At 62.0% G+C, this 26,020-nt stretch carries 18 protein-coding genes; 11 read left to right on the top strand and 7 right to left on the bottom strand.

From position 1 onward, the window contains the following. Positions 1–6: 6 nt before the first annotated feature. Positions 7–1,260 carry a dual-specificity RNA methyltransferase RlmN gene (gene rlmN / locus A9D13_RS01755; RefSeq protein WP_066769344.1) on the bottom strand — a complete coding sequence of 418 codons (1,254 nt, stop codon included), beginning with the start codon at positions 1,258–1,260 and terminating at the stop codon, positions 7–9. 281 nt (positions 1,261–1,541) lie between these two features. Here rlmN and A9D13_RS01750 point away from each other — a divergent pair, with 281 nt between their 5' ends. Then, positions 1,542–2,210 (top strand): outer membrane protein, encoded by a 669-nt coding sequence (locus A9D13_RS01750; protein ID WP_066769342.1) that lies wholly within the window; start codon positions 1,542–1,544, stop codon positions 2,208–2,210. Between the two features lie 75 nt (positions 2,211–2,285). Here the strand turns inward: A9D13_RS01750 and A9D13_RS01745 are convergent, their stop codons facing one another. Genes A9D13_RS01745 through A9D13_RS01735 form a run of 3 tightly spaced genes read right to left on the bottom strand, consistent with a single transcriptional unit; the run spans position 2,286 to position 5,393 of the window. Further along, positions 2,286–2,777, bottom strand: coding sequence for a hypothetical protein (locus tag A9D13_RS01745; protein ID WP_156521865.1), 492 nt, complete (start codon positions 2,775–2,777; stop codon positions 2,286–2,288). Further along, the gene (locus A9D13_RS01740; RefSeq protein WP_066769339.1) at positions 2,764–3,243 is read right to left on the bottom strand and encodes a GreA/GreB family elongation factor; all 480 of its coding nucleotides are present in this window, start codon (positions 3,241–3,243) and stop codon (positions 2,764–2,766) included. Before A9D13_RS01740 ends, A9D13_RS01745 begins: the two co-directional genes overlap by 14 nt. Positions 3,244–3,293: 50 nt before the next feature. Beyond that, the gene (locus tag A9D13_RS01735) at positions 3,294–5,393 is read right to left on the bottom strand and encodes a lytic transglycosylase domain-containing protein (protein WP_172808074.1); all 2,100 of its coding nucleotides are present in this window, start codon (positions 5,391–5,393) and stop codon (positions 3,294–3,296) included. Positions 5,394–5,506: 113 nt separating this feature from the next. Between A9D13_RS01735 and dapA the strand changes: the two genes are divergently transcribed. Continuing rightward, positions 5,507–6,397 (top strand): 4-hydroxy-tetrahydrodipicolinate synthase, encoded by an 891-nt coding sequence (dapA, locus tag A9D13_RS01730; protein WP_066769336.1) that lies wholly within the window; start codon positions 5,507–5,509, stop codon positions 6,395–6,397. Between the two features lie 57 nt (positions 6,398–6,454). Here the strand turns inward: dapA and A9D13_RS01725 are convergent, their stop codons facing one another. Both A9D13_RS01725 and A9D13_RS01720 read right to left on the bottom strand, forming a co-directional pair. Further along, positions 6,455–8,443: an alpha/beta hydrolase family protein gene (locus tag A9D13_RS01725; protein WP_082922028.1), complete on the bottom strand. Its 1,989-nt coding sequence runs from the start codon at positions 8,441–8,443 to the stop codon at positions 6,455–6,457. A gap of 145 nt (positions 8,444–8,588) precedes the next feature. Continuing rightward, the gene (locus A9D13_RS01720) at positions 8,589–10,571 is read right to left on the bottom strand and encodes an alpha/beta hydrolase family protein (RefSeq protein WP_172808073.1); all 1,983 of its coding nucleotides are present in this window, start codon (positions 10,569–10,571) and stop codon (positions 8,589–8,591) included. Between the two features lie 200 nt (positions 10,572–10,771). Here A9D13_RS01720 and smpB point away from each other — a divergent pair, with 200 nt between their 5' ends. The 5 genes from smpB to alaS all read left to right on the top strand — a co-directional run bounded on the left by smpB (position 10,772) and on the right by alaS (position 18,454). Beyond that, positions 10,772–11,254 (top strand): SsrA-binding protein SmpB, encoded by a 483-nt coding sequence (gene smpB, locus A9D13_RS01715; protein WP_066769333.1) that lies wholly within the window; start codon positions 10,772–10,774, stop codon positions 11,252–11,254. A gap of 242 nt (positions 11,255–11,496) precedes the next feature. Beyond that, the gene (locus A9D13_RS01710; protein WP_066769330.1) at positions 11,497–12,033 is read left to right on the top strand and encodes a DUF2062 domain-containing protein; all 537 of its coding nucleotides are present in this window, start codon (positions 11,497–11,499) and stop codon (positions 12,031–12,033) included. Positions 12,034–12,065: 32 nt separating this feature from the next. After that, positions 12,066–14,447, top strand: a complete 2,382-nt coding sequence (locus A9D13_RS01705; RefSeq protein ID WP_066769327.1) for a response regulator — start codon at positions 12,066–12,068, stop codon at positions 14,445–14,447. Between the two features lie 124 nt (positions 14,448–14,571). After that, a complete protein-coding gene (gene recA, locus A9D13_RS01700) occupies positions 14,572–15,639 on the top strand; it encodes a recombinase RecA (protein ID WP_066769316.1) in 1,068 nt (355 codons plus the stop codon). A gap of 145 nt (positions 15,640–15,784) precedes the next feature. Continuing rightward, entirely contained in the window at positions 15,785–18,454 is a 2,670-nt protein-coding gene (alaS, locus tag A9D13_RS01695) for an alanine--tRNA ligase (protein ID WP_066769313.1), read from the top strand. Between the two features lie 19 nt (positions 18,455–18,473). On the opposite strand, the gene A9D13_RS01690 is transcribed toward alaS, so the two are convergent. Next, positions 18,474–20,231 (bottom strand): cation:proton antiporter domain-containing protein, encoded by a 1,758-nt coding sequence (locus A9D13_RS01690; RefSeq protein WP_066769304.1) that lies wholly within the window; start codon positions 20,229–20,231, stop codon positions 18,474–18,476. Positions 20,232–20,664: 433 nt separating this feature from the next. On the opposite strand from A9D13_RS01690, the gene A9D13_RS01685 reads away from it, so the two are divergent. The 4 genes from A9D13_RS01685 (at position 20,665) to A9D13_RS01670 (ending at position 25,887) form a co-directional block, all read left to right on the top strand. Continuing rightward, on the top strand, positions 20,665–23,229 hold the full coding sequence (locus tag A9D13_RS01685) for a TonB-dependent receptor plug domain-containing protein (RefSeq protein ID WP_066769390.1): 2,565 nt from the start codon (positions 20,665–20,667) through the stop codon (positions 23,227–23,229). After that, entirely contained in the window at positions 23,229–23,816 is a 588-nt protein-coding gene (locus A9D13_RS01680; protein WP_229665584.1) for a GNAT family N-acetyltransferase, read from the top strand. The genes A9D13_RS01685 and A9D13_RS01680 overlap by 1 nt, the downstream gene beginning before the upstream one ends. Positions 23,817–23,870: 54 nt before the next feature. Next, positions 23,871–24,701 (top strand): sulfite exporter TauE/SafE family protein, encoded by an 831-nt coding sequence (locus A9D13_RS01675; RefSeq protein ID WP_066769296.1) that lies wholly within the window; start codon positions 23,871–23,873, stop codon positions 24,699–24,701. Positions 24,702–24,771: 70 nt separating this feature from the next. Further along, the gene (locus A9D13_RS01670; RefSeq protein ID WP_229665585.1) at positions 24,772–25,887 is read left to right on the top strand and encodes a pyridoxal phosphate-dependent aminotransferase; all 1,116 of its coding nucleotides are present in this window, start codon (positions 24,772–24,774) and stop codon (positions 25,885–25,887) included. Positions 25,888–26,020: the final 133 nt, after the last annotated feature.

Raw genomic sequence — 26,020 nt, 5'->3', positions numbered from 1 at the left:
TGAGGCTTACTCCGCTTCCAACTGGGCCTGCTTTTCCGCCGCGATGCGGTCCAGTTCGGCGCGGCTCTTCTTTTCGGCAGCCGTCTTCAGCTGGCCGCAGGCCGCATCGATATCGCGCCCGCGCGGCGTGCGAACCGGCGCGCTGATGCCGCCTTCGAACACGATGTCGGAAAACGCGCGGATGCGCTCGGGCGTAGAGCATTCATAGGCAGCGCCGGGCCACGGGTTGAACGGGATCAGGTTCACCTTGGCCGGCAGCTTGTATTTCTTGAGCAGGCGGACAAGCTCGTGCGCGTCCTCGTCGCTGTCGTTCTTTTCGCGAAGCATGACATATTCGAAGGTGATGCGCCGCGCATTCGACGCACCGGGATAATCGGCGCAAGCTTGTAGCAATTCCTCGAGCCCGTATTTCCGGTTGATCGGCACGATCTCGTCGCGAACTTCCTTGCTGACCGCATGAAGCGACACGGCGAGGTTCACGCCGATTTCCTGTCCGCATCGCTCCATCATCGGCACGACGCCGCTGGTCGATAGCGTGATGCGGCGCTTTGACAGGGCGAGCCCGTCGCCATCCATCACGATGCCCAATGCATCGCGGACATTGTCGAAATTATAGAGCGGTTCGCCCATGCCCATCATGACGATATTGGTGAGCAGGCGCCCGTCTGCGGTGTAATCGCTCTCGCTCTCGTCACCCAGCTCGTCCATCCGCCCTTTCGGCCATTCGCCAAGCGCATCGCGGGCCAGCATGACCTGCCCGACAATTTCGCCCGGCGTCAGATTGCGGACAAGACGCATGGTGCCGGTGTGGCAGAAACGGCAGTTCAGCGTGCAGCCCACCTGGCTCGACACGCACAGGGTTCCGCGGTCGGCGTCGGGGATGAACACCATCTCGTAATCATGCTTGTCCGCGGTGCGCAGCAGCCATTTGCGGGTGCCGTCTGACGAATGCTGGGCCTCGACGATTTCGGGCCGCGCAATGACAAAGCGTTCGGCCAGCCACGGTCGCATGGTCTTGGCGATGTCGGTCATCGCCTCGAAATCGGAAACGCCGCGGTGATAGATCCAGTGATACACCTGCTTGGCGCGCAGCTTTGCCTGTTTCTTGTCCAGACCCGCATCCTCGAACAACGATGCGATCTGCTTTTTCGGCAGGCCAAGGATGTCGATGCGGCCATCCTCGCGCTCCGTGATCGGACGCGGGACGGGCACGGGGTCGATATGGCCCGGGATGGGCATGGAGGATGTCTGCGTTGTCATGATTGGCGCGCATATAGTTGTTTCGCGCCCAATGCGCCAGCCCGCCACGCGACGCGTTTAATATCAGCGGGCGCGTACGAACTGACAATCCCATGTAAGGTTCCGTATGCGTTTGTATTCCAAGGTGTTTGTCGCAAATCCGGCATCGCCTGACGGCAAATTGTGCCCCGAATGCGGCAAGCCGACATGTTGTCAAATGTTCATGAAACGCCTCCGCCACTCCGATCATTTGTAGCTCCACATGGCCACAACGGCCCATGAGGGAAATAATTGGAGTACTTATGAAAAAGCTGATTTCCACGCTCGCCGCCGGTGCCGCAATCGCGACCGTCGCCACCCCCGCCATGGCGCAGAGCGCCCCGGACTGGACCGGTGCTCACGTCGAAGCGCTGGTCGGTTACGACATCTCGCGTGCCGGTTCGGATTCGGACGACGACCTGAACGACCAGAACGACCAGTCCATCGACGGCCTCGCCTATGGCGCAGGCATCGGTTACGACTATGACTTCGGCAATGTCGTTCTGGGTGTCGAAGGCCAGTACACGGATTCGACCGCAAAGACCGAATATAGCGATGGCGGCGATTTCGAAGGCTTTGGCCTTGGCCGTGTCGACACGGGCCGCGATCTCTACGCCGGCGTGCGCGCAGGCTACAAGGTTCAGCCCGATGTCCTCGCCTATGTGAAGGGCGGCTATACCAACGCTCGCTACAACGTGCTGTCGACCGATGGTGAGACTGAGCTCAAGGACAATATCGATGCCGACGGCTATCGCCTGGGCGCGGGCGTCGAATATGCGATGACCGATCACACGTTCGCCAAGCTCGAATATGACTATTCGAACTACAGCGAGGCGGAGATCAACGATACCGACACCTTCGCCGATGGTGACCGCTATGACATCGACACCGATCGTCACCAGATCATGGCCGGCTTCGGTTATCGTTTCTGATCGCCTGAGCTGACGAACACTGCCGCTGGACGGCAGAGCGGGGCGGGGCCGGGAAACCGGCTCCGCCCTTTGTCATCATTTTCGGGGTGACAGCCCGCACGCAATGATGGCGGAATCAATCGCGGTCGGTGCGCCGATCAGCGAATAGGAATCGCGAAAGAAACGGTTACGCCGGTCGCGTCCGCCGACCGTCATCGTATCCGATGCGCGCATGGCGGCGATTACCGCGGCGCTTCCCCCGGTCGTGACATCGCGGCTTGTGGCGGTGGCCCCTTCGGCCGAAAGGCGAAAACGCCGTTCGCCCACATCCAGCGTCACGGCACTGCCCGTTCTTACCACGCGCGACAGCCGCAATTGCACCGCAGGCGCGCCGGGCGCGAGCGAGACCGAGGCGAAGGGTTCCAGTTCCGTTTTGCCTGACGAAGAAACAGCCTCGCTGATGGCATAGCAACGCTGCCCGTCGCGAAAAGCGCCCCAGCCGTCATGCACGGAAATCGCGGCCGGCGCGGCCAATGCGGGCGTCGCGATCAGGACCGCGACCGCGAAAAGGCGTTTAGGGATAGGCAATCCCGATCACCTCCCACTCCTTGTTTCCGGCAGGCAGGCGCACGGTGCGCAAATCGCCGATGGATGCGCCGCGTAATGCACGGGCGAGGGGGGATCCCCAGCCGATCCGGCTCGATCCCGCATCCGCCTCGTCATCGCCGACGATGGTGACGGTGCGGTGCTCGTCATCCTCATCCGCGATGGTGACCTCCGCGCCAAAGAATACGCGGCTGCGGTCGGGCTGTTCGGATGGATCGACCACGCGCGCGGCCTTCATCCGGCGCGACAGGCGCGCCAGTTCACGGTCGATCTCGCGCAGCTTCTTGCGGCCATAGATATAGTCGCCGTTCTCGCTGCGGTCGCCATTGCCCGCTGCCCAAGAGATGATCTCCACGATCTCCGGGCGGTCCTTGCCCAAGAGAGTGTCATATCGCGCGCGCATGGCGGCGAACCCCTTTGGGGTGATCGGATTACCGGCAGGCTTCATGAGCGGATGATTAGCGCCGCCGGGGCGGCGCTGTCACCAGCCGGGTGCAATTACTGCCCCGGCTTCTTTCCCATGTAATAAAACAGCGGATAGGCCCCGCTGGCATTGCCGCTATCGGGATAGAGCGCGTCGTAATAGGCCGCATTCTCCAGCACGCGCGCGACATAGCGGCGCGTTTCGCTAAAGGGAATATCCTCGATCCATTCGACCCAATCGACAGCACCCGTGCGCGGATCGCCATTGGAACGCAGCCATTTGCCGACATTGCCCGGCCCCGCGTTATAAGCCGCGATGGCCAGCGGATAGGACCCGCCGAACACGTCCAGCATCCGCGCGAAATAGGCAGAGCCAAGACGGATATTATATTGCGGATCGTCGATCAGCGCGCTGGAATTATAACTCAGCATCATCTTGCCCGCCTGTTCGCGCGCAGTGCCCGGCATCAGCTGCATCAGACCTCGGGCGCCGACATGGCTTTGCGCATCGGTGGCAAACTGGCTTTCCTGCCGCGCGATGGCGTGGATGATGGCCCAGTTCTTTTCCGTCCCGATCGGAACGTCGATGCGCGGAAAGGCATAGCGCGAGAACTGGTAGAGCTGCTTGGTCGAAGCCTCTCGACCCGCGATCACGGCAAGGTCGCGCCTGCCGGTTTCGCGCGCCAGTTCGGCGATCAAGGCGAATTCCTCGGGCGTTTCGGCCTGACGGCCCAGCTCCTTGAAGAATGCCACGGCGGTGCGCCAGTCGCCCGTGCGGCCGACTTCGCGCGATGCCTGCACCAGCGGGCGGGCGTTGAAATTGACGCGGGCGTCATTGCTCGGCGTCGGCAGCGTGCTTGCGGGCACCTTGAGCGGGCGGCCCAGCTTTTCAAGCGCAAGCTGGCCATAGAATTGGTCGGGATAGGCTGCGGCCTTTTCCAGCTCAGCCTTGGCGACATTGCCCATGCCTGCCTTTGCTGCAGTGGTACCGGCAAAATAAAAACCCTTGCTGCGGGCAGGGGCGGTCAGCTGCGAAGCGCCATAGATCGCGAACATGCGCGATGCATTGGCGGCATCGCCGCGCGCCATCGCCTTTTCGCCGATCGTGTGGAACAGCTTTTCATATTCGTCGCGGATCGGACCCGAAAGCGTCGACACATCGGTGCCCGGAGCGAACGCCTCATTCGCTTTCAGCGCGATCTTTACCGCGCTGCCGATATCGCCCGCATCGGCGGCGGCGACAGCGTTGTACCGCATTTCGCGCACGAAACTGAATGGGTTGTCGGGCAGATGGGTAAGGGCAGGGGCCGTGGTGATCAGCGCCCGTGCACCGGCCAGGTTGCCGGAGCTGCGCATCTGCCGCGCCCGGTTATAAAGCCAGCCCGGATCGCCGGCAGCGTCGCGCGGCAGCGAAATGCCCAGCATCGCGGGATCGCTGCCCTGCAGCGCGGCAAGACGCGCCATGAAAAGCGTGCGCTTGTCGCCGGTCACATAGCGCAACTGGCGCGATGCGGCGTCGGTTGCACCTTCCCACAACAGTGAATCCATGCGCGATGCGTGATCGGCAGGGGTAAACGCGCCGCCGAACATCGCAGAAAGCGTGGCTTCGGAGGTGGGCGACATGTCGCCGCCGCGCCATGCCTTGCGCGCCATCGTGGTCGCTTCGGGGCGGCCCATCGCGCGAAGAGCAAGCGCATAGCTGGCCTGGCCCTGTGTCGTCAGCGGCGGGTTGCGTTCGAAAAAGGAAACAAGGCGTGCCGGATCGACATATTCGTCGGAAAGGCGGCCCTCGGCCTTGCTCTGCAGCCTGTCCTGCGAAGGAAGGCCCGGATAGAGCGTGATGAAATTCGCGATGTCGTTGAAAGCGGGCTGCGTCTGTTTTTGCAGCGTCTGCCAGCGGGCGACGGCCATGGCCATCGGGCCGGGCGTCGCCGCCATCTGGCGGGCGCGGGCCTTTTCCCAATCGCTGGGGTTCCAGACGATGTCACCGAATTGTTCGGGCGACTGCTGCGTGCTGGCGGCAGCCGTGCTGGTTGCTGCATCGGCCCCGTTGCCAGAGGCAAAAGCGGCGGAAGAGCCCATCCCGGCGGCAAATCCGGCCATGGCAAGCAGGGCCGCACCGCGACGCAAATGGGCACGAAGGAAAGAAATGCGTTGGGTGTCCATGCTGGACATTGTAAGGCGTCCCTCCTTATCAGCGCGTGAACGGACCGGCATTGCCCGGCGCAACCGATCAATCGCGGGCTTCATCGCCGGCAATATACTGCATTCAGGAGAGTTTGGCCAAAATGTTTTCGGGTTCGATTCCGGCACTGGTTACCCCCTTTGCCGATGGCGCGGTTGACGAATCTGCGTTCCGCCGGCTGGTCGACTGGCAGATCGAGAGCGGTTCCTCCGCCCTTGTGCCCTGCGGCACGACGGGTGAGGCCTCCACCCTTACTAACGACGAACACCACCGAGTGATCCAGATCTGCGTCGAACAAGCGGCAGGCCGTGTGCCGGTTATAGCCGGTTGCGGGTCCAACGACACGGCCAGCGCACTTATGCACATGCGCCATTCCGCTCAATATGGCGCAGATGCGGCACTGGTCGTCGCACCCTACTACAATCGCCCCAGCCAGGCCGGGCTGATCGCCCATTTTTCGCATCTCGCCGAAAATTCGGACCTGCCGATTGTCCTGTATAACGTGCCGGGCCGCACGGTAACCGATATCGAGCCGGAAACCGTGTGCGAGCTGGTCAATCTGTTCCCCGAAAAGATCATCGGCATCAAGGACGCGAGCGGCGATTTGTCACGGGTCGTCGACCACCGCATGGGCATCGGCCGCGACTTCTGCCAGCTGTCGGGCGACGATGAATTGTCGCTGCCTGCCAATGCCGCGGGCGCATCGGGTTGCATTTCGGTCACCGCCAATGTCGCGCCGAAGCTGTGCGCCGAATTTCAGAAGGCTTGCGCCAGCAATGATTTCGCGCTGGCCCGCCGGATCAACGACAAGCTTTATCCGCTGCATTACGCCATGTTCGAGGATTCATCGCCCGGCCCCGTCAAATACGCCCTGTCGCGCGTACACGACTGGCTGAACGACAGCGTGCGCCTGCCGCTGACGCCATGCAGCGAAGCCGCGCGCAAGGCGGTTGACGATGCGCTGGTGCATGCCGGGCTTCTGCAGCACGCCTGATAACTTGACGGGAGTGGAAAGCCGGCCGTCCAGGCCGGCTTTCCCCGGTCTGCGCGCTTAGTCGGCCGGATTGTTTTCCTGCACAAAAGCGACGGCTTCTTTCAATGTTGCTTCGCGGGTGGCCGCTCGCGAAAGCCAGTGATCTTCGCCTTCCAGCCGCACCAGCCTGTAGGGCTTGCCGGCCTTGTTCAGCGCCTGCGCCATCTTCGTGCTCTGCACGATGGGCACGACCGTATCGTCCTCGCCATGAAGAAGAAGGATCGGGGCGTCGGCTTTGTCCGCGAAATTGATGGGCGAAACGGATGGCAGCTTTGAAAGATCGCCAAACTGTTCGGTTCGCCAGGTGCGCATCATGTTCGAACGACCGCTCAAACGCACATCTGACTTTATCTCCATATCGAGATCGCTGAGAGGTGCGATCGCGACCGCGCATCTATATTCGCCCTGCTGCAGCGTCACGCCGGCTAGCGCCGCATAGCCGCCATAGCTGGCACCCACGATGCAGGCACGCGACGGATCGATGATTCCTTTTTCCGCCAGCATGTCGATGCCGTCGGAAAGGTCGGTCTGCATCTTTCCGCCCCACTCGCCGTTGCCCGCTGCCTGAAACGCGGCATCACGATTGGTCGAACCGCGGAAATTCGGCTGAAACACCGCATAGCCGCGTGAAGCAAAGGCCTGTGCCATCCAGTCGAACTTGATCGTGTCATGCGATGCGGGGCCGCCATGCGGCATCATGATCAGCGGCAGGTTCTTCGGTTCGCGGCCCGGCGGCAATGTCAGAACGCCATCGAGTTCAAGCCCGTCACGTGCGGTGTAGCGCATCATCGAAACCTTGCCGACCTTGTCGCCCGTGATCGCGGAATAGTCCCGCCCGAAGGTCGCACTTCCCCCGGTGGACGCGTCGATCAGGTGCCAGGTGCCACTGTCGCCGTTGCCGGACGTGTGGACGATAAAGCGGTTGTAGTCCTCGCTCCATCCTTCGATCCTGGCGATCTTGCCGGGGAAGCTTGCCACAATGCTGTCGCTTAGCGTCTTGAGCTTTTCGTCAAAGAAAACAGGCGGATCATTCAGGTCCGATCCGCGATAGCCGATCATGCGGCCTTCGTTGTCGCGATAGATACGATTGACGTCGACATTCTCCAGAAACGGCTTTGGAGTGCCGCCTGCAAGCGGGACCTCGAACCAGTCCGCATCGGCATCCGAACTGGTCTTCTGGCTGTAGATGACCGTATTGCCATCCCGGCCCAGCGAAACCAGCCCCACGCGGGCCTGTTCCTCGCGCCCGCTGGCGATCGTCTTCTTATTGCCATTCTCGAGCGTCCAATTGCCGGTGTCGAGATCGACTTCCATCATCGCGGAAATGCCATCGGAACCAACGACCCAGCTACGCGAACGGCCGGCCGTGGCCGAATTGCCGATCATCTTCGCCTTCTCGGTCTTGAGGTCGACTTCGAAGAGATAGGGGCGGCCGTGATCCCAGACATGACCCGCACCGCCCTTCTGCTTGAAGCGCACGGCGCTGTAATAGCCCTTGAGGTCGTTGCCGTGGCGCCGCACACCGTAGTTGCCTGCGATCCACTCGGGGATATCGCGCTGGCGCGAGAACATTTCCCAGGCGCCTTCGCCATCTTTTGTCGAATAGACCACGACCTGTGAGATCTCGGACTTGTCGCCAATGAAGCCGAAGGGCAGCTCAAGCGTGAGCGAATAGGTGATCAGCAGCGTTTCGGGTCCAGCCCAGCTGATTGCGCGCACCTTCTGGGATCCGAGCGAGATGATTTTTTCAGGTTGCATGGCCTGGTTGACGATCATCAGGTCCCAGTCGCTTCCGCGTGAAAGTAGTACCGCCATGCGCTGCCCATAGGGCGACATGACTGCATCGCTGATCGTCGGCAGCTTGGCGTATTCGTTCAGTGCGGGCGGCTGTGCTGCGGCAGCTTGCGTGCTCTCCTGCCGCGCCATGACGGGCGTGGCGATGGCCAGGCTCGAAACCTGACCTGCGAGAAGCAGAGCGCCGAGGTGCCCGCGCAATTTGTTATTCAATTTTACCCCCTTATCTGCAGGTGAAAGCTATTATCATCAATTGAAACAAAAGTGCGATATCGCCGATTTTTGAATGTTCCCGAACCTATCGGTGCATGGCCGGGGCTGAGCTTCACCCGCCCCTTTTAATTCCAGCCTCCGCTGCCTACCCCGGCGGGTTATGCTCTTCCACGAAGGCGACACTTGCGTTCAGCATGTGCTGGCGCGTCTCCGCTTTCGACAGCCAGTGATCCTCGCCCTTCAGTTCGACGAACTCGTAAGGCTTGTGCGCATCCTTCAATGCGTCGGCCATCTTCTCGCTCTGTTCGAAATAGACCACCGTGTCGTCGCGGCCATGGATCAGCATGACCGGCACCTCGACCGCAGCGGCGTGGCTGCGCGGTGAGAGCTTGTCGAGATCGCTCTTGGGTCCCAGCTGCCTCTCGAACGAGATCTTGAGCATCTTGTTGTTGCCGGTTTCGTAAAGATCCTTGCGGCGCATCAGGGAAAGATCGGAAACGCCCGCAACCGAAACGGCGCAGCGATAGATGCCCTGCTGCAGCGTCACCCCGGCCAGCGCGGCATAGCCGCCATAGCTTGCCCCCACGATACATGCGCGCTTGGGATCGGCGATGCCCTTTTCGGCCAGCATGGCAAGGGCATCCGAAATATCGGTCTGCATCTTGCCGCCCCATTCGCCATCGCCTGCATCCTTGAACGCGGCACCGCGATTGGTCGAACCGCGGAAATTGGGCTGGAACACGGCGTACCCGCGCGAGGCAAAGGCCTGCGCCCACCAGTCGAAAGACGCGGTATCATAGCTGGCGGGCCCGCCATGGGGCAGCATGATGACAGCCAGGTTCTTCGCCTCACGGCCGGGGGGCAGGGTCAGGATGCCGTCCATCTCCAGCCCGTCCTGCGCGGTATAGTCCACGATCGAGAACGGACCGACGGCCTCGGGCAGGATATCGGGTCGCTCGATCCCGATCGGGTCGGCGCGGAAGGTGTTGATGTCGACGTGGAACCAGGTTCCGGCGTTGCTATTGCCGTCGACCTGCAGGATCACATGGCTCATGTCCGACGTCCAGTCGATGAAGGTGACATTGTAACCCTTGAACGCCGTGTCGATCTTTTCCGAAATCTTGGCATGGCGCTCGCCGAAAAATACGTTGCGGCGCCTGGTCGTGCCTTCGCGATAGCCGATCATCAAACCGGTCGCGCGGTCGCGATAGATCCGGCTGACCTCGATATCGGGCAGGGATTCGCGGCGCGAGCCATCGGTCAGCGAAAGCGCGTACCAGACGCGCTCGCCCAGCTGTTCGTCGAATTCGTAATAGACGATTTCATCCGCCTTGCGTCCCATGCCGACAAGGCCCGTGCGGCCCGCAGGGTCCTTTCCCGATGCCAGAACCTTGCCGTCCGGCCCGCGAATATCCCAATCGCCATTATTATAGGCAAGGTTGAAGGTCGCGGCCGTCCTGCCGTCAGGGCCCACGATCCAGTCGCGGTAACGTCCTTCGCTAGCCTCGCGCTCAATGCGCGAGGGTTTCAGCGAAACCGGATCGAGCGAGAACAATGCGCGACGCATATGCATGAGTTGGTAGCGGGAGCGCCCTGTCTCGGTCATCCTGACGCCGCCGGCGAAGATGCGCCATTTCCCATCAACCTTGCGCGTGCCGAAATTGCCAAAGACGCCGGTCGCGATGTCCCGCTGGTCGGCGAACATGACTTTGAAATCGCCGCCATGGGCCGGGATGGCCAGCATCTTGTAGACTTCCATGTCGTCCACGCGCCAGTTGAAGCCGAGATCCTCCGTCTGGCTGAGCATCAGGAGGACAGTGTCGTCGCCTGCCCAACCCAGCCCGCGCAGCTTGATCGGGCCGAGCGGCTCTACTCTCAGCGGATCTCCCTGATGCGGCTTGATGATCAGCAGGCGTTTGCCCTGAATCTCCGCGACAGCGGCGATCAATTCGCCCGACGGCGAAAGCGCCGCATCCTCGAAACCGGGAAGCTTGCCATAGGCCGATAGTGGCGGCGGCGTGAATTCCTGCGCCTGCGCCTGAAATGCGACGAGCGAGCAAATGACGGCGATGAAAGCGATAGACCGAACGCGCAGCGCATCAAGCGCACGCATGACATGACGACCCAAAATAATTCCCCCTTGGCCTGCTGTCCCCGCAGCAGGAAAGTCCGAATTGCCGATCATTAGTTCAGGAAGGTTAACAATTTCAAGAGCATCACTGGGATTTACATCGAGTCTGCCGAATAATGGCGCCATCCGGCGAATTGTGGCGACAACCGGGCAATCGCCTCTTTCACATTCGTGCCATCGTCCCTAGATGCAGCCCCATGGCTCGTCCGAAACCTTCCACCTTCGACAAGGTCAAGACCGTCGCCGACAATCGGCGCGTGCGGTTCGACTATTTCATCGAGGACACGTTCGAGGCGGGCATCGCGCTGACCGGGACCGAGGTGAAGTCGCTGCGGTTCGGCGAGGGCTCGATCAAGGAAAGCTATGCCGAGATCCGGGATGGGCAGGCGTGGCTGGTCAATGCCAATATCCCTGAATTCAGCCACGGCAACCGCTTCAATCATGAACCGAAGCGGCCGCGAAAACTCCTTCTTCATCATCGCGAGATAGAGAAGCTGTTGGGTGCGGTGGAGCGTAAGGGCATGACGCTTGTCCCGCTGTCGGTCTATTTCAATTCCAAGGGCCGGGCAAAGGTGGAACTGGCGCTGGCCAAGGGCAAGCAGACCCATGACAAGCGCGCCACCATCAAGGACCGCGACTGGAAGCGCGACAAGGCAAGATTGATGCGCGAGAAAGGCTGACGGAAGGCCAGATCGGGCGGTGAAAATCCGTCCGCTGCGTCCGAATGTGTTACATTCGGGGCGAAAAAATCCCGATCGACTTTCGGGTATGTGTGCAGCCGTTCACCTCTTGTGTATCGGCAGCGTGTAACAGGGTGACGACGCGGTGTGCCGCCGCCGATGTCGAGTGGGTAAATGGCGGTGCGGAAGGTTCGATGTCCTCTCGGTTCATAAACCGGATTACCCATGGTGTGCGAAGGCGCATGCCCACGCGTGAGGGCATGGCGCGCAACCGCTATCTCGCGCCGATCGCGCATCGCTTCCTGTCGCCTGAACTGTGGCGTTTTACCCGCCGATCGGTCCCGCGCGGCGTGGCGCTGGGCCTTTTCGCGGGCTTCATCGTACCGCTGGGGCAGATATTCCTTGCCGCATTTCTCGCGCTTCCTGCCCGGGCGAATGTGCCGGTGGCAACGCTGGTGACCTTCGTCACCAATCCCTTCACCTTTCCGTTCTGGGCCGTGGCGGCCAATCGTCTTGGCGCCTTTATCCTGAAATTCGATTCCAGCACCGGCGGCACCGCCATGCGTGAAATCGACAGTGGCCGCCTTGCATGGCTGCGCGAATTGTTCGAGCTGGCCGGTGTGACCGTCTTTGGCTTTGTCGTGCTGGCGATCCTGTCGGCGGCGATCGGCTATGTCGTTTCTTCCTGGGGATGGCGCTGGTGGATTTCGCGCAAACGCTGGCGCGCAATCCGCAGGCGGCGTATGGCTGCCGGAAAGACAGCGGGAGCGGAAGGCTGAGCGAAATCGGGGCGAGAACGGGGCGACTGCCCATGCCGGACTGGCTTCCGGTCATGCTCGCGCTGGTGGGCAGTGCCGCGCTGATCCAGCTGATTACCGGGATCTGGGTGCTGACCGCCGCCTATGCGGGCGCGGCGCTGATTTTCGCGCTCTCGCTGCGGGCTCTGGCTCGCAAGATGGTGATGCCTGCGTCTGAAAAGCTGGCGCCGCCCGACTGGTCGGTCACCGTCACCGCGATCGAACGCCGCGACATGGCCATCGTCATTACCGATGGTGCGGGCCGGGTAGTCTGCGCCAATACGCGCTATGGCGAATGGTTCGGCTATGACAGCTCACCCCCGCAGCTTGAGCTGGACGAGGCTTCCGTCGATCGTCTTCGCGCTGCGGCGAGCGAGGCATGGCGCAGCGGGATTACGCGCGCCGAAGGGCTGGTCGGCACCAGCGGTCGCTGGCACGCCGATCTGCGCCGCGCCGGGCGAGGGCAGGATTATCTGGTCTGGGAGCTTTCGCCTGTCGAGATGGTCGATCTTGGCGCGCGGGTCACGCGGCTCATCACCGACAAGCTGGGCCGCGCCCTGACCATCGCGGGCATTCAGGCCGCCGCCGTCAATGCCGATGGAGAGATCCTGGGCGCGAACAGCGATTTTGCCCGCCGCGCCGCCGGTGACGCCGAAGCTGAGCTGGCGGGCCGCGAATTCGTCGAGTTTCTGACCGCCGACGAATATGACCGCATCTTCTACGCGCGTGAGGGAACGAGCGGCGAGGACCTGAGGCTCGTCCATTTGCCGATCATGGATCCCGATGCGCCGGCCGACGATACGCAGCCTTCCTTGTTCCTGATCCTCGACGGCGGAATGCGGGCGAACGATTCGACCGCCCTACCAGAGATCGAGGCGCTGCTCTCACTGCTGCCGCTGGGCCTGTCGATGACCGATCGCGATGGCCGCTTCCTGTTCGCGAACAAGGCGTTCCGCCGCGCTGCCGGGCTTGAAACCCATGGCGAGATCCCGCCGTTCCCATCCGATCTGGTGGTGCGGGAGGACAAGGGGGCATTCGCCGATGCGATCCGCCGCCATGCCGCAGGCTCTTCATCGTCAGGCGCGATGCCGATCCGGCTGGAGGCAAACCCCGACGAACCGGTCACGCTCTCGCTCGCCGGGGTACGCGGACTGGGCGAGGCCGCGGTCCTTCTCAGCCTCAAGGACACGACGGAAGAAACGCGCCTGAAACGCCAGGTCGCGCAGGCGACCAAGATGCAGGCGGTGGGCCAGCTCGCCGGCGGTGTCGCACATGACTTCAACAATGTGCTGACCGCGATCATCGGCTATTGCGACCTGATGCTGCTGCGGCATGCGCCGGGCGACAGCGATTATGACGATATTCAGCAGATCAAGGCGAACTCCAACCGCGCGGCCAGCCTGACGCGCCAGCTGCTGGCGTTCTCGCGCCAGCAGACTTTGCGCCCGCAGGTGTTGCAGATGCCCGACGTGGTGAGCGAGGTCTCGAACCTCCTGAAGCGGCTGATCGGTGAAAAGATCCAGCTGAAGGTCAGCCATGACCGCGCGCTGGGCGCGGTGCGTGCCGATCCGCAGCAGCTGGAACAGGTGATCATCAACCTTGCCGTCAACGCCCGCGACGCGATGATGAGCAAGGGCGAGGATGGCGGCGTATTGACCATCTCAACCAGGAAGATCGGCCCGCGCGAGGTGCGTGCGCTCAAGAACGAAGTGCTTCCTTCGGGCAATTATACCGCGCTGGTGGTAGAAGATACCGGCACCGGCATCCCGCCCGAGGTGCTGGGGAAGATTTTCGAGCCGTTCTACACGACCAAGGAGATGGGCAAGGGTACGGGGCTTGGCCTCTCGACCGTCTATGGCATCGTCAAGCAATCGGGCGGCTTTATCTTTGCCGACAGCGATCCGGGGAAGGGCGCGCGCTTCTCTGTCTATCTGCCCGTGCATGTTGCCGCGCCCGGAAGCGAACCGGTCCGGCCCAAGGTGGAAGCCGAACCGCGCGCGGCATTCGGCGGCACCGGCGCGATCCTGCTGGTCGAGGACGAGGACACCGTCCGCGCCGTCGCCGAACGCGCGCTGACGCGGCAGGGCTATAAGGTCACCACCGCCAATGACGGCGAGGAAGGGCTGCAGATCGTGCGCGACGGGGGCGAGTTCGACCTTGTCATTTCCGATGTCGTCATGCCCACCATGGACGGTCCGGCCATGACCAAGGAGATCCTGAAGCTGAAGCCCGACCTGCCGGTGCTCTTCATGTCGGGCTATGCCGAAGAGCAGCTTCGCCGCGAGATCGACTTTCAGGGCATGCATTTCCTGCCCAAGCCTTTTTCCGTTGCCCAGATCGGAAAGAAAGTCGGGGAGATTTTGGGCGAACGGGCGAATGCCGCAAAACCCACGTAAAAGCGCGTATTGACGCGGTAGGAAATAAATTTGTTCTACGCTTGTTCTGGTGGAACAAATGCGGTACATGGCTCTCGTACGGTTGATTTGTTGGGGCAACTGGATACGACTAGGGAGCCGTAAAATGGCAGCAAATCTGAAACTTGTGAACGGGGTATCCGACTTGGATCGTCAAAAGGCGCTTGACGCAGCACTCGCCCAGATCGACCGGGCATTCGGCAAGGGCTCGGCCATGAAGCTGGGCAGCCGCGAGGCCATGAACGTGGAGGCTGTCTCCACCGGATCGCTTGGGCTCGATATTGCACTGGGAATCGGCGGCCTGCCGAAGGGCCGCATCATCGAAGTCTACGGGCCGGAAAGCTCGGGCAAGACCACGCTTGCGCTGCATGTCATCGCAGAGGCGCAGAAGAATGGCGGCACCGCTGCCTTCGTCGATGCAGAGCATGCTCTCGACCCGGTCTATGCCAAGAAGCTGGGCGTCGACATCGACGAGCTGATCGTCTCGCAGCCCGATACGGGTGAGCAGGCGCTGGAAATCACCGATACGCTGGTGCGTTCGAACGCGATCGACGTGCTGGTGGTCGATTCGGTCGCCGCTCTCGTGCCCCGCGCCGAGATCGAGGGCGAGATGGGCGACAGCCATGTCGGTCTGCAGGCCCGTTTGATGAGCCAGTCGCTGCGTAAGCTCACCGGTTCGATCAACAAGTCGAAGTGCATGGTGATCTTCATCAACCAGCTGCGCATGAAGATCGGCGTGATGTACGGCAACCCGGAGACAACGACGGGCGGTAACGCGCTGAAGTTCTATGCTTCGGTCCGCCTCGACATCCGCCGCACCGGCCAGATCAAGGACCGTGACGAGGTTGTCGGCAACGCGACCCGCGTGAAGGTTGTGAAGAACAAGGTCGCACCGCCCTTCAAGCAGGTCGAATTCGACATCATGTATGGCGAGGGCATCTCCAAGATCGGTGAGATCCTCGACCTTGGCGTGAAGGCGGGCCTGGTCGAGAAATCGGGCGCATGGTTCAGCTATGACAGCGTCCGCATCGGACAGGGCCGTGAAAACGCGAAGAACTTCCTCAAGGAAAACCCCGAGCTTCGCGAGAAGCTGGAAAAGGCGATCCGAGGCAAGACCGACGAGGTCGCCGAGGAAATGATGACCAATCCGGGGAACGACGACTCCGAGGATTGATCGCTGCGGCATCATGACGAGATCAGGGGCACGGGAGCGATCCCGTGCCCTTTTTCGTGGGAAACATGCCGACAGAATGTGCTGTAATGTGGCTAGGACGCTTTGGGTTCTTGTCGAACGGGGTCTGCTGGCTTAACTGCCCCGCATGACGTCGACCAATGATATCCGCTCTTCGTTCCTGAGCTATTTCGCCGAGCAGGGCCACGAGAAGGTCCATTCCGCGCCGCTCGTTCCCTATAACGATCCCACGCTGATGTTCGTGAACGCCGGCATGGTGCCGTTCAAGAACGTCTTCACGGGCCTCGAAAAGCGCGATCATTCGCGCGCGACCTCTTCGCAGAAATGCGTGCGCGCGGGCGGGAAGCACAATGATCTCGACAATGTCGGCTATACCGCGCGGCATCACACCTTCTTCGAGATGCTCGGCAATTTCTCTTTCGGCGATTATTTCAAGGAAGAGGCGATCACCCACGCCTGGACCCTTCTGACCAAGGAATGGGGCCTGCCCGCCGACAAGCTGACCGCGACCGTCTATCACACCGATGACGAGGCGTTCGACCTGTGGCGCAAGATCGCCGGGCTTCCCGAAGAGCGCATCATCCGCATCGCCACCAGCGATAATTTCTGGTCGATGGGCGATACCGGGCCCTGCGGTCCATGTTCCGAAGTCTTCTACGATCACGGCGAAGGCATCTGGGGCGGCCCTCCGGGATCGCCCGAGGAAGACGGCGACCGCTTCATCGAGATCTGGAATCTCGTCTTCATGCAGTTCGAGAGCCAAGCCGACGGCACCCGCCAGCCGCTGCCCAAGCCCTCGATCGATACCGGCATGGGGCTGGAGCGAATTTCCGCCGTCATGCAGGGCGTGCATGACAATTACGACATCGACACGTTCAAGGCGCTGATCGCCGCGTCTGAAAGCCTGACCGGCGTCGCCGCAGAGGGCAATGCCCGCGCCAGCCACCGCGTGATCGCCGATCATCTGCGCTCGACCGGCTTCCTGCTGGCCGATGGCGTACTGCCGTCGAACGAAGGGCGCGGCTATGTCCTTCGCCGCATCATGCGCCGCGCCATGCGTCATGCGCATCTCCTGGGCGCGAGCGATCCGTTGATGCATCGCCTCGTCCCCGCGCTGGTCGCGGAAATGGGGCAGGCCTATCCCGAACTAACCCGCGCGCAGGCGCTGGTCGAGGAAGTGCTGGAGCGTGAGGAAACCCGTTTCCGCCAGACGCTGGACAAGGGGCTGCGCCTGCTGGACGACGCGACCGGCAATCTGGGTGAGGGCGACGAACTTCCCGGCGAAACCGCCTTTAAGCTCTATGACACCTATGGCTTCCCTTATGATTTGACTGAGGACGCTCTGCGTTCGCGCAAGATCTCGGTCGACCGCGCCGGTTTCGATGCCGCGATGGCGCAGCAAAAGGCGGCCGCCCGCGCTGCGTGGAAGGGTTCGGGCGACGCCGCTTCGGGTGAAGTCTGGTTCGACATTGCCGAACGCGAAGGCGCGACCGAATTCACCGGCTACACCTCCACCGCAGGTGAGGGGAATGTCGTCGCGCTCATCGTCGATGGCAAGGAAACGCAGAGCGCGGACGAAGGGCAGGACGTCATCGTCCTGACCAACCAGACCCCATTTTATGGCGAGAGCGGCGGCCAGACGGGCGATGCCGGCACGATCTGGCGTCCCGATGGCCTGAAGATCGCGATCAGCGATACGGGCAAGCCGCTGGGCCGTCTGCATGCCCATCTCGGTAGAATCGAATCGGGTGCCGTCGCCGTTGGCGAAACCGTGCACATGACCGTCGATGCCGAGCGCCGCGATGCTATCCGCGCAAACCATTCGGCCACCCATCTGCTGCATGCGGCGCTGCGGGGCCGTCTGGGCGGACATGTGACGCAAAAGGGTTCGCTGGTCGCCGAAGACCGCCTGCGTTTCGACTTTTCGCATCCCAAGGCTTTGAGCGACGAGGACATCGCCGCGATCGAGGCCGAGGTGAATGCCGAGATCCGCCACAATGAGGCAGTCACGACGCGCCTGATGAGCCCCGACGATGCGATCGAGGCAGGCGCGATGGCGCTCTTTGGCGAGAAATATGGCGAGGAAGTTCGTGTCCTCTCGATGGGCCGTCCGGGCAGCGATGCGCGCAATTATTCGGTCGAGCTTTGCGGTGGCACCCATGTCAACGCGCTGGGCGACATCGGCATTTTCCGCATTGTTTCGGAAAGCGCGGTGAGTTCCGGCGTGCGCCGTGTCGAGGCATTGACGGGCGAGGCTGCGCGCCAGTGGCTCGTGGCCCGTGAGGATGCGCTGAAGGCGATTGCGGGCACCATCAAGGCATCGCCGGACGAGGCGCTGGAGCGCGTCACCGTGCTGATGGACGAGCGGCGCAAGCTTGAAAAGGAACTGGCCGAGGCGAAGAAGGCATTGGCTCTCGCCGGTGCCTCTGGCGGCGCTGCGACGGCTCCGGCCGACGAGGAAGTGGCCGGGGTGAAGTTCTCCGGCCAGGTTCTTGAAGGCATGAACCCCAAGGAATTGCGCGGCCTGCTCGACGAGGCGAAGAAGCGCATGGGTTCGGGCGTTGCCGCGATCTGCGCCGTCAATGACGGCCGGGCCGCATTCGCCGTTGCCGTAACCGACGACCTGACCGAGCGGTTCGACGCGGTCGCGCTTGTGCGCGCTGGCGTCGAGGCGCTGGGCGGCAAGGGTGGCGGTGGCCGCGCCGATATGGCGCAGGGCGGCGGTCCCGACGGATCGAAGGCTGCCGATGCGCTGGCCGCGGTAAAGGCGGTAATGTCGGAGAGCGTGGGGGCCTGAGCGCCCCCGCAACGCCCCCTTAGGCTTCGGCGGGAGAGGTCTTGAGCTTGGGCCGCTTGCTCAGCTCGCCTTCCAGCATCAGCCGATCGCGGAATTCGTCGCGCTTTTCGTGGATGGAGGCGATGACGGGCCCCATCGCGACACCAACATTGACCAGCACCGCCTCGCTCAGCTGAAGCGAGCTTTCCAAGGTTTCGGGCACTGCATCGGTTGCGCCCGCGCGGTAAAGCTCGGCCGCGTGGCTGGTGTCGCGCGCGCGCGAGATGATCGGCACGTCCGGATGCGTCGCGCGCAATTTCTTGACGATTCGCGCAGCCAGAACGGGTTCGTCCATCGTGATGATGAAGGCATTCGCATGCGTCAGGTCCAGCCTGTCCAGCGCCGGACCGCGCACGTCTGCAAACAGCAGCGGATGTTTCTTGCGCCGGGCGCGCTGCACCAGTTCCGGATCCGCATCGATGGCGAGGAAGGGCTTGCCGTGTTTATCCATCATGTCGGCGACCAGCTGGCCGACGCGGCCATAGCCGATGATAATGGCGCGTTCCTGCGCGTCGTCCTCTACCGCGACCGGCGGCGCTGCATCGACGCGGCGTGCGACATTGCGGCCGATCAGGGCGAGGATCGGCGTGATGGTAAGACCGATCGCGGTCACGATCTGCCAGAACTGCGCGGTCTGGGGCTGGATCAGCTGCGCGCTGGCAGCGGCGGTCAGCACGATCAGGGTGGTTTCCGACGGGGCCGACATGGTGATGCCGGTTTCCACCGCCGTGCCGCGCCGCGCGCCCATCATGCGCAGTAGCATGCCCGTGACCAGTGCCTTGGCGGCAAGCACGCCCGCGACCGCCAGAAAGATCGGCCCGGCGTTGTCGATGATGACCGTAAGGTCGACGCCCATGCCTACGGTGATCAGGAAAATACCCAGCGCAAGCCCTTTGAACGGCGCGGTAATTCCCTCGACTTCCGTGTGGTATTCAGTCTCGGCGATCAGCAGTCCGGCAATCAGCGCGCCGACGATCGGCGACAGGCCCACAGCTGCCGTGGCAAGGCTGGCGATGATGACGACCAGCAGGCTGGCGGCAAGGAACAGCTCCGGGCTTTTCGTGCGCGCGGCCTGGGCGAAAAGACGGGGCAGGACGACACGGCCGCCAATCATCAGCACCGCGATGGTGACCGCGCCCATCCAGATGGTGGTCCACATCCCTTCCATCCCCTCGGTCGCGGCATAGGGTGCCATGGCGCCAAGCAGGAAGATGATCGGGACGATGGCGATATCCTCGAACAGGAGCATCGAGAGCGCAGCCTTGCCCACCGGCGATTTCGTGCCGGAAATCGGCAGCACCAGCGCAGTCGAGGACAGGGCGAGGGCAAGGCCCAGGCCCAACGCGCCCGACCAGTATTGCCCCATCATCATCAGGGCGAAGGCGATCAGCGCGGCCGAGATCGTCAATTCCATCGCGCCAAGCCCGAAGACCAGGCGGCGCATGGCCCACAGGCGATTGAAGCTAAGCTCCAGCCCGATGGTGAACAGCAGCAGGATGATCCCGAATTCCGCAAAGGGATCAAGCCCTTGTGGATCAGTTATCGTAAAATACTGGAGCCATGGATAATCGAAAACCAATCGCCCAAGGCCGAAAGGGCCGACCGCCATGCCGACAAGGATGAACCCGATGATCGGCGTGACGCGAAAGCGGGCGAACACCGGGATCACGATCCCGGCAGCCCCGAGGATCACCAAAGCATCGGATAGAACGGGCGTGAGGTGAAGTTCGCTGGCCATTGCTGCAATTATGCCGTGTCAGCCGCGGATTGGAAGATGGGCGGCATATGCGAACCGGGGATAGTGTCGGAAAAAGCAGGACATGCCGTTCGCATAATATGAGGGCCGGTTCACGTTCTGCGCGCAAGTCACTGTTTTGAAATGATGTGCCGTGATCAGGGTTCTTTCCCGTGTGTGCATCTGCGAACATAATTTGCTGCAGTGCGAGATTTCTATTGAAACTTACCCGTCGTTTTGTCAGCAATTCGTAACAGAGTGATTCAGGGAAACTTTGTTGCGCGAGCATGGGACGCCGCGCATCGGGACAAATATCGAGGGACTTTCAGGTAAGATAATAGCTGCGAATAAAAGACCGGCCAGAAGGCCGAAGGGCGCAGCCTTGGGAGAAAGTGAATTTGGGGGAGGAGATCGTCCAATGGATCAGGAGATCTCCATGCATAAACGCTCATTCGTGTCATCGCTTGCTCTTGCGGGCAGCCTGCTGTTTCCTGTGGCCGCCATGGCGCAGACCGCCGACGAAGATCCGTCGGAAGAAGATGGCACTATCGTCGTGACCGGCCTTCGCGGCAATGACCGCACGGTGGCCGATTCGCCGGTTCCGATCGACGTTTTCAGCACTGACGATCTCAACGCCGTTTCCTATACGGACACGAATGACGTCCTGAAGACGCTCGTGCCGTCCTATACGCTGTCGCGTAATCCGATTTCCGACGGCTCCAGCTTCATTCGCCCGGCAACGCTGCGCGGCATGCCGACCGACAAGACCCTCGTGCTGGTAAACTCCAAGCGTCGCCATCGCGCCGCGCTGGTCACCATTGGCGGATCGGGCACGCAGGGCCCCGATATCGCGACGATCCCATCGATCGCGCTGAAGTCGGTGCAGGTGCTGCGCGACGGCGCTGCCGCGCAATACGGTTCGGACGCCATCGCCGGCGTCATCAACTTCCTGCTGAAGGACAGCCCCACCGGCATCAGCCTCGAAGCGGAAGCCGGCCAGTTCTATGAAGGCGACGGTTTCGAATATCGCTTCGCCGGCAATATCGGCCTTGGTCTTGGTGATCGCGGTTTCGTCAATGTCTCGGCGGAATATTACAACGCCGAAAACACCAACCGGGCCGAGCAATATTGCGAAAGCTGGTTCTGCGTCGATGATTATGCCGCCGATCCGGCCAATGCTGAATATGCGGCCGCCGTCGATGGCATCAAGACGGTCCAGCCATGGGGTCGCCCCTCGATGGAAGCGGTCCGCACCTTCGTGAATGCCGGCTATGAACTTTCGGACAAGGCCGAGCTTTACGCCTTTGGCAACTACAGCTGGTCGACCTCCACCGGCAATTTCTTCTATCGCTATCCGAACAACGGCACGATCGAGGATATCCGCCTTGCCGATGGCTCGATCTGGAGCCCGCTGGAATTTTTCCCCGGCGGTTTCACGCCGCAGTTCACCGGCGACGTGACGGACTTGTCGATGGTCGGCGGCCTGCGCGGCGATCTGACCGATACGTTCACCTATGATTTCTCGGCCCGCTATGGCCGTTCCAAGATCGCCTATACGCTGGTCAACACGATCAACCCGTCGATGGGCCCGGATTCGCCGACCAGCTTCAAACCCGGCGACCTGATCAACGACGAACTGCAGTTCCAGGCTGACTTCGTGAAGAGCTTTGACGTCGGCCTTGCCGGCGATCTCGATTTCGCGTTCGGCGGGACCTATTTCGAAGAAGGTTACGAACTGGTCGAGGGTGATCCCGACTCCTATTTCGCAGGGCCCTATTCGGGTGCCGATCCGTACGGTTTCTGCGATGCAGGCGTCCCCACCACCGGCAGCCCGCTGACTGCGGCCGAATGTGCGGACGGGGATGACCCGGTCTATACCGTCGTCGGCGTCGGCTCGAACGGCTTCCCCGGTTATTCGCCCGAATTTTCGGGCACCTACAACCGTCACAGCTATGCGTTCTATGGCGATCTTTCGGCCGACGTGACCAGCACCTTCTTCCTGCAGGGCGCGCTCCGGTACGAGAATTATTCGGACTTCGATTCGCAGCTGATCTACAAGATCGCGGGCCGGTTCGAACTGACGCCCGAAGTCGCGCTGCGCGCTTCGCATGGCACGGGCTTCCGCGCACCGACGCCGGGCCAGCAGGGCACGACCAATGTGTCGACCCGTCTGCCCAACGGTCTTCCGGTTGCGACCGGCCTGTTCCCGGCATCCAGCGCGGTTGCGCAGGCCTTGGGCGCAACGCCGTTGAAGCCTGAGAAATCGACCAACTGGGCATGGGGCGTCACCGGCGACTTCGGCAACTTCACCATGTCGGTCGACTTCTACCGGATCGCGCTCAAGGATCGCCTGAACGCCATTTCGACCATCAATGTCGTTTCGGACTGCGATACCGCGACTGCCGGTACACAGACGGACTGCCTTGGCTATGTCGGCAATCTGATCGATGCGGGCGTCGTGGGCGCAGAATCGATTGGCGGCGTCTTCTACTTCACCAATGCGTTCGACACGATCACCAAGGGTGTCGACATCGTCGGTTCGTACAAGACGACATGGAGCGCTGGCACCACCACCTTCACGGCGGCGATGAACTACAACGAAACCTCTTTCGATGGGCCGGTCGACGACCTGTTCAACGACGAGGACCAGTACGACTTCGAAAACTTCGATCCGAAGTGGAAGGGCGTGTTCACCATCGCTCATGACGCAGGTCCGCTGGGAATCGTCGCGCGCGCCAACTATTTCGGCAAGTCGACGAACTCGGACGGCAGCAACGCGCCGCTGGTCTATCAGACCTATGGCTCGGAATGGATGTTCGATCTGGAAGGCAGCTACGACTTCGGCGACATGTTCACCCTGTCGGTCGGTGCGCGTAACCTGTTCGACAACTACCCGGACAAGGCCGATTTCGAATATTGCTGCGGCCGCGTCTACAACTCCGGTTCGACCGTCGACTGGATGGGCGGCTACTACTACGCCAAGATCCGGGCGAGCTTCTGATGACGACTGCCGGAGCGGATGAGGATTGTTCCATGTCCCGTTCCGGCACCCCGGTTGGGGAGGATGAGCGCGCGACACCGGTGCTGAGGCTTGCCGTTCCCGGCGATGCCGAAGCCGTTCGCGCGCTCATTCGCCTCTCCACCGACGTGCTGCTTGCCCGGGTGCTGCCGCCCGAGCAGGTTGCCGCCAGCCATCTCTTCATGGCGCTCGACACCCAGCTCCTTGCCGACGGAACCTATTTCGCAGTCGAGGTGGATGGCGTGCTTGCCGGCTGTGGCGGGTGGAGCAGGCGGGCCACGAATTTCGGCGGTGACCAGTCGGAAGGGCGCAATCCCCGCCTGCTGAATCCCGCGACCGAACCGGCGCGTATTCGCGCCATGTACACTCACCCCGATTTCACGCGGCTCGGCATCGGGCGCATGATCCTGAAGGCCGGCGAAGATGCGGCAAGGGCGGAGGGTTTCAACACAATCCAGCTGCACGCGACGATGGGCGGAATGCCGCTTTATCGCGCCTGCGGCTTCAGGGAAATCGCGCATGAAACGGCATCAGGCGTGCCCATCGTGCACATGATGAAGGACCTATGAAGTGACACGGCATTCCCCCGATGCCGGCCCCCTTTCCCTCAAGGTGGGCCGAAAATGATAGACCAGATCATCGAATGGGCGCCGATCATCGGCCTCATGCTTGGCGCGGGCGTGCTGGCGGGCTTTGCCGCCGGCCTGTTCGGTATTGGCGGCGGCTTCGTCGTCGTCCCTGCGCTTTTCGTCATGCTCCCGCTTCTGGGCGGTTCCGAAGCCGAACTGGCGCATGTCGCCATCGGCACGTCGCTTGCGACCATTGTCGTCACCTCGCTCCGGTCGATGCAGGCGCATGCGCGGCGCGGGGCAGTGGATTTCGTACTGCTGAAGCAATGGGCGCCCTATATCGTCGTCGGCTCCATTGCAGGTGTGCTCTTCGCCTCGCTCGTCTCCAGCTCGGTGCTGGCGATCATATTCGGGGTGGGCGTCATATTGATGGCGATCCACTTCCTCTACCCGATCCTCAAGTCGATGAAATTGGGTGAAGATATTCCGGCAGGCGGCGGGCGCATGGCGATCGCCACGGGCCTCGGTGCTTCGTCCTCGCTGCTCGGCATTGGCGGGGGCACGGTCGCGATCATCGTGATGACCCTCTATGGCCGATCCATCCACCGGGCGATCGGCACGGCGTCGGGCATTGGCGTCATCATCGCGGTCCCGTCGGCCATCGGCTATGCGATCATCGGCCTTGGCGTGCACGGGCTGCCTGTCGGCTCGCTTGGCTATGTCAATGTGATCGCGGCGCTTTCGATCGTCGCCATGTCGTCGTTTTCCGCCCCGTGGGGCGCGGCGGCGGCGCATCACCTTAATCCAGAGTGGATGAAGCGCATTTTCGGGGTCTATCTCCTGTTCATTGGCGCGATCATGATCCGCAACGGCCTTACCGCCTGAAGGCGGCCTTTCGATCGGGTGTCCGCCCTTACGGCGCCCGTTCCCAGAAACCCGACAAGGGAGGATGAAAATGGAACTTTCCCGCCGCCGGATGCTGACCGGCACCACGATCGGAGGAGCCGCGCTCGTCGGCTCCAGCGCCATGGCGCAGACCGCCACCGCGCCCGCCAAGGACCCATCGGTATTCGGCCCGCCGCCCGGCGTCGCGCAATTGTCGCGTAACGAAAATCCATTCGGCCCCGCGCCGTCCGCAATTCAGGCAATCTATGACGAGGCGAAGAACGGCTGCTATTACGCCAATGGCGGGGTCGAAAAGCTGACCGGCATCATCGCTTCGCATTACAGCCTGTCGCCCGACAATATCACTATCAGTTCCGGCTCCACCGAAGTGCTTTGCGCTGCTGCGCTGGCATTGCCCGATGGCAAGGCGATCCTGTGCCCCGAACTGTTCTGGGATACCACGGTCAAATATGCCGAGCGCAAGGGGGCGACGCTGAAGCGCGTGCCGCTGGCCGAGGACATGAGCGTCGACCTTGACGCCATGGCGAAGGCGATCGGCCCCGATGTCGGCATGATCCAGATCTGCAACCCGAACAATCCGACCGGCATGGCCACGGGCGGTGCCGCTCTGCGCAGCTTTATCCAGAACGTGCCCGCTGATATCCCGATCCTCGTGGACGAGGCCTATAACGAGCTGACGAGCGATCCGGCGTTCTTCTCGGTCTCCGACATGGTAAACGATCACCCGAACCTGATCGTGTGCCGCACCTTTTCGAAGATCTTCGGCATGGCGGGCCTGCGCGTCGGCTATGCACTGTCGCACCCGGATACGGCGATGGAGCTTCGCAGCTATCTCATGAGCTTTGGCGGCAATACCGCCGGTCTTTCCGCCGCCATCGCCTCTTTCGAGGACGAGACTTTCAAGACCTACTCCAAGTACCAGGTCCTTGCCGCGCGCAAGATCATCATGGACGCGGTCACCGGGGCGGGCCTGACCGCGCTGCCATCGGAAACGAACTTCGTCTATGTAAAGGTTCCCGATGCGGATGCGCTGCAAAAGGCGATGGCCGAAAATGGAGTCTCGATCCGCGGTGCCTATGGCAAGTGGACGAACTGGTCGCGCGTATCGTGCGGCTATATCGAAGATGTGAAACGCTACGCCGAACTGCTGCCACAGCTGGTCTGATCCGTTCGATCGAGCCAGCATCCCCTTGGGGAAGGGACACCAGCGTGCGGGGAGGGCCGGGGGACTGGCTCCTCCCCGTTTCTTTTGGTCTCGCCTTATACCTTGGCACAAGTATGCATGGCCGGAGCATTTC

This window comes from Croceicoccus mobilis, assembly GCF_001661965.1.
Lineage (GTDB): Bacteria > Pseudomonadota > Alphaproteobacteria > Sphingomonadales > Sphingomonadaceae > Croceicoccus > Croceicoccus mobilis.
The sequence above is the reverse complement of the archived record's forward strand: the minus strand, read 5'-3'. Positions and strand labels throughout refer to the sequence as shown.

What these genes read in the sequence shown, in the direction of transcription:
- rlmN (WP_066769344.1), bottom strand. Translation starts at nt 1,260, where the DNA reads ATGACAACGCAGACATCCTCCATGCCCATCCCGGGCCATATCGACCCC.
- A9D13_RS01750 (WP_066769342.1), top strand. Translation starts at nt 1,542, where the DNA reads ATGAAAAAGCTGATTTCCACGCTCGCCGCCGGTGCCGCAATCGCGACC.
- A9D13_RS01740 (WP_066769339.1), bottom strand. Translation starts at nt 3,243, where the DNA reads ATGAAGCCTGCCGGTAATCCGATCACCCCAAAGGGGTTCGCCGCCATG.
- A9D13_RS01735 (WP_172808074.1), bottom strand. Translation starts at nt 5,393, where the DNA reads ATGTCCAGCATGGACACCCAACGCATTTCTTTCCTTCGTGCCCATTTG.
- dapA (WP_066769336.1), top strand. Translation starts at nt 5,507, where the DNA reads ATGTTTTCGGGTTCGATTCCGGCACTGGTTACCCCCTTTGCCGATGGC.
- smpB (WP_066769333.1), top strand. Translation starts at nt 10,772, where the DNA reads ATGGCTCGTCCGAAACCTTCCACCTTCGACAAGGTCAAGACCGTCGCC.
- A9D13_RS01710 (WP_066769330.1), top strand. Translation starts at nt 11,497, where the DNA reads ATGCCCACGCGTGAGGGCATGGCGCGCAACCGCTATCTCGCGCCGATC.
- A9D13_RS01705 (WP_066769327.1), top strand. Translation starts at nt 12,066, where the DNA reads ATGCCGGACTGGCTTCCGGTCATGCTCGCGCTGGTGGGCAGTGCCGCG.
- recA (WP_066769316.1), top strand. Translation starts at nt 14,572, where the DNA reads ATGGCAGCAAATCTGAAACTTGTGAACGGGGTATCCGACTTGGATCGT.
- alaS (WP_066769313.1), top strand. Translation starts at nt 15,785, where the DNA reads ATGACGTCGACCAATGATATCCGCTCTTCGTTCCTGAGCTATTTCGCC.
- A9D13_RS01690 (WP_066769304.1), bottom strand. Translation starts at nt 20,231, where the DNA reads ATGGCCAGCGAACTTCACCTCACGCCCGTTCTATCCGATGCTTTGGTG.
- A9D13_RS01685 (WP_066769390.1), top strand. Translation starts at nt 20,665, where the DNA reads ATGCATAAACGCTCATTCGTGTCATCGCTTGCTCTTGCGGGCAGCCTG.
- A9D13_RS01680 (WP_229665584.1), top strand. Translation starts at nt 23,229, where the DNA reads ATGACGACTGCCGGAGCGGATGAGGATTGTTCCATGTCCCGTTCCGGC.
- A9D13_RS01675 (WP_066769296.1), top strand. Translation starts at nt 23,871, where the DNA reads ATGATAGACCAGATCATCGAATGGGCGCCGATCATCGGCCTCATGCTT.
- A9D13_RS01670 (WP_229665585.1), top strand. Translation starts at nt 24,772, where the DNA reads ATGGAACTTTCCCGCCGCCGGATGCTGACCGGCACCACGATCGGAGGA.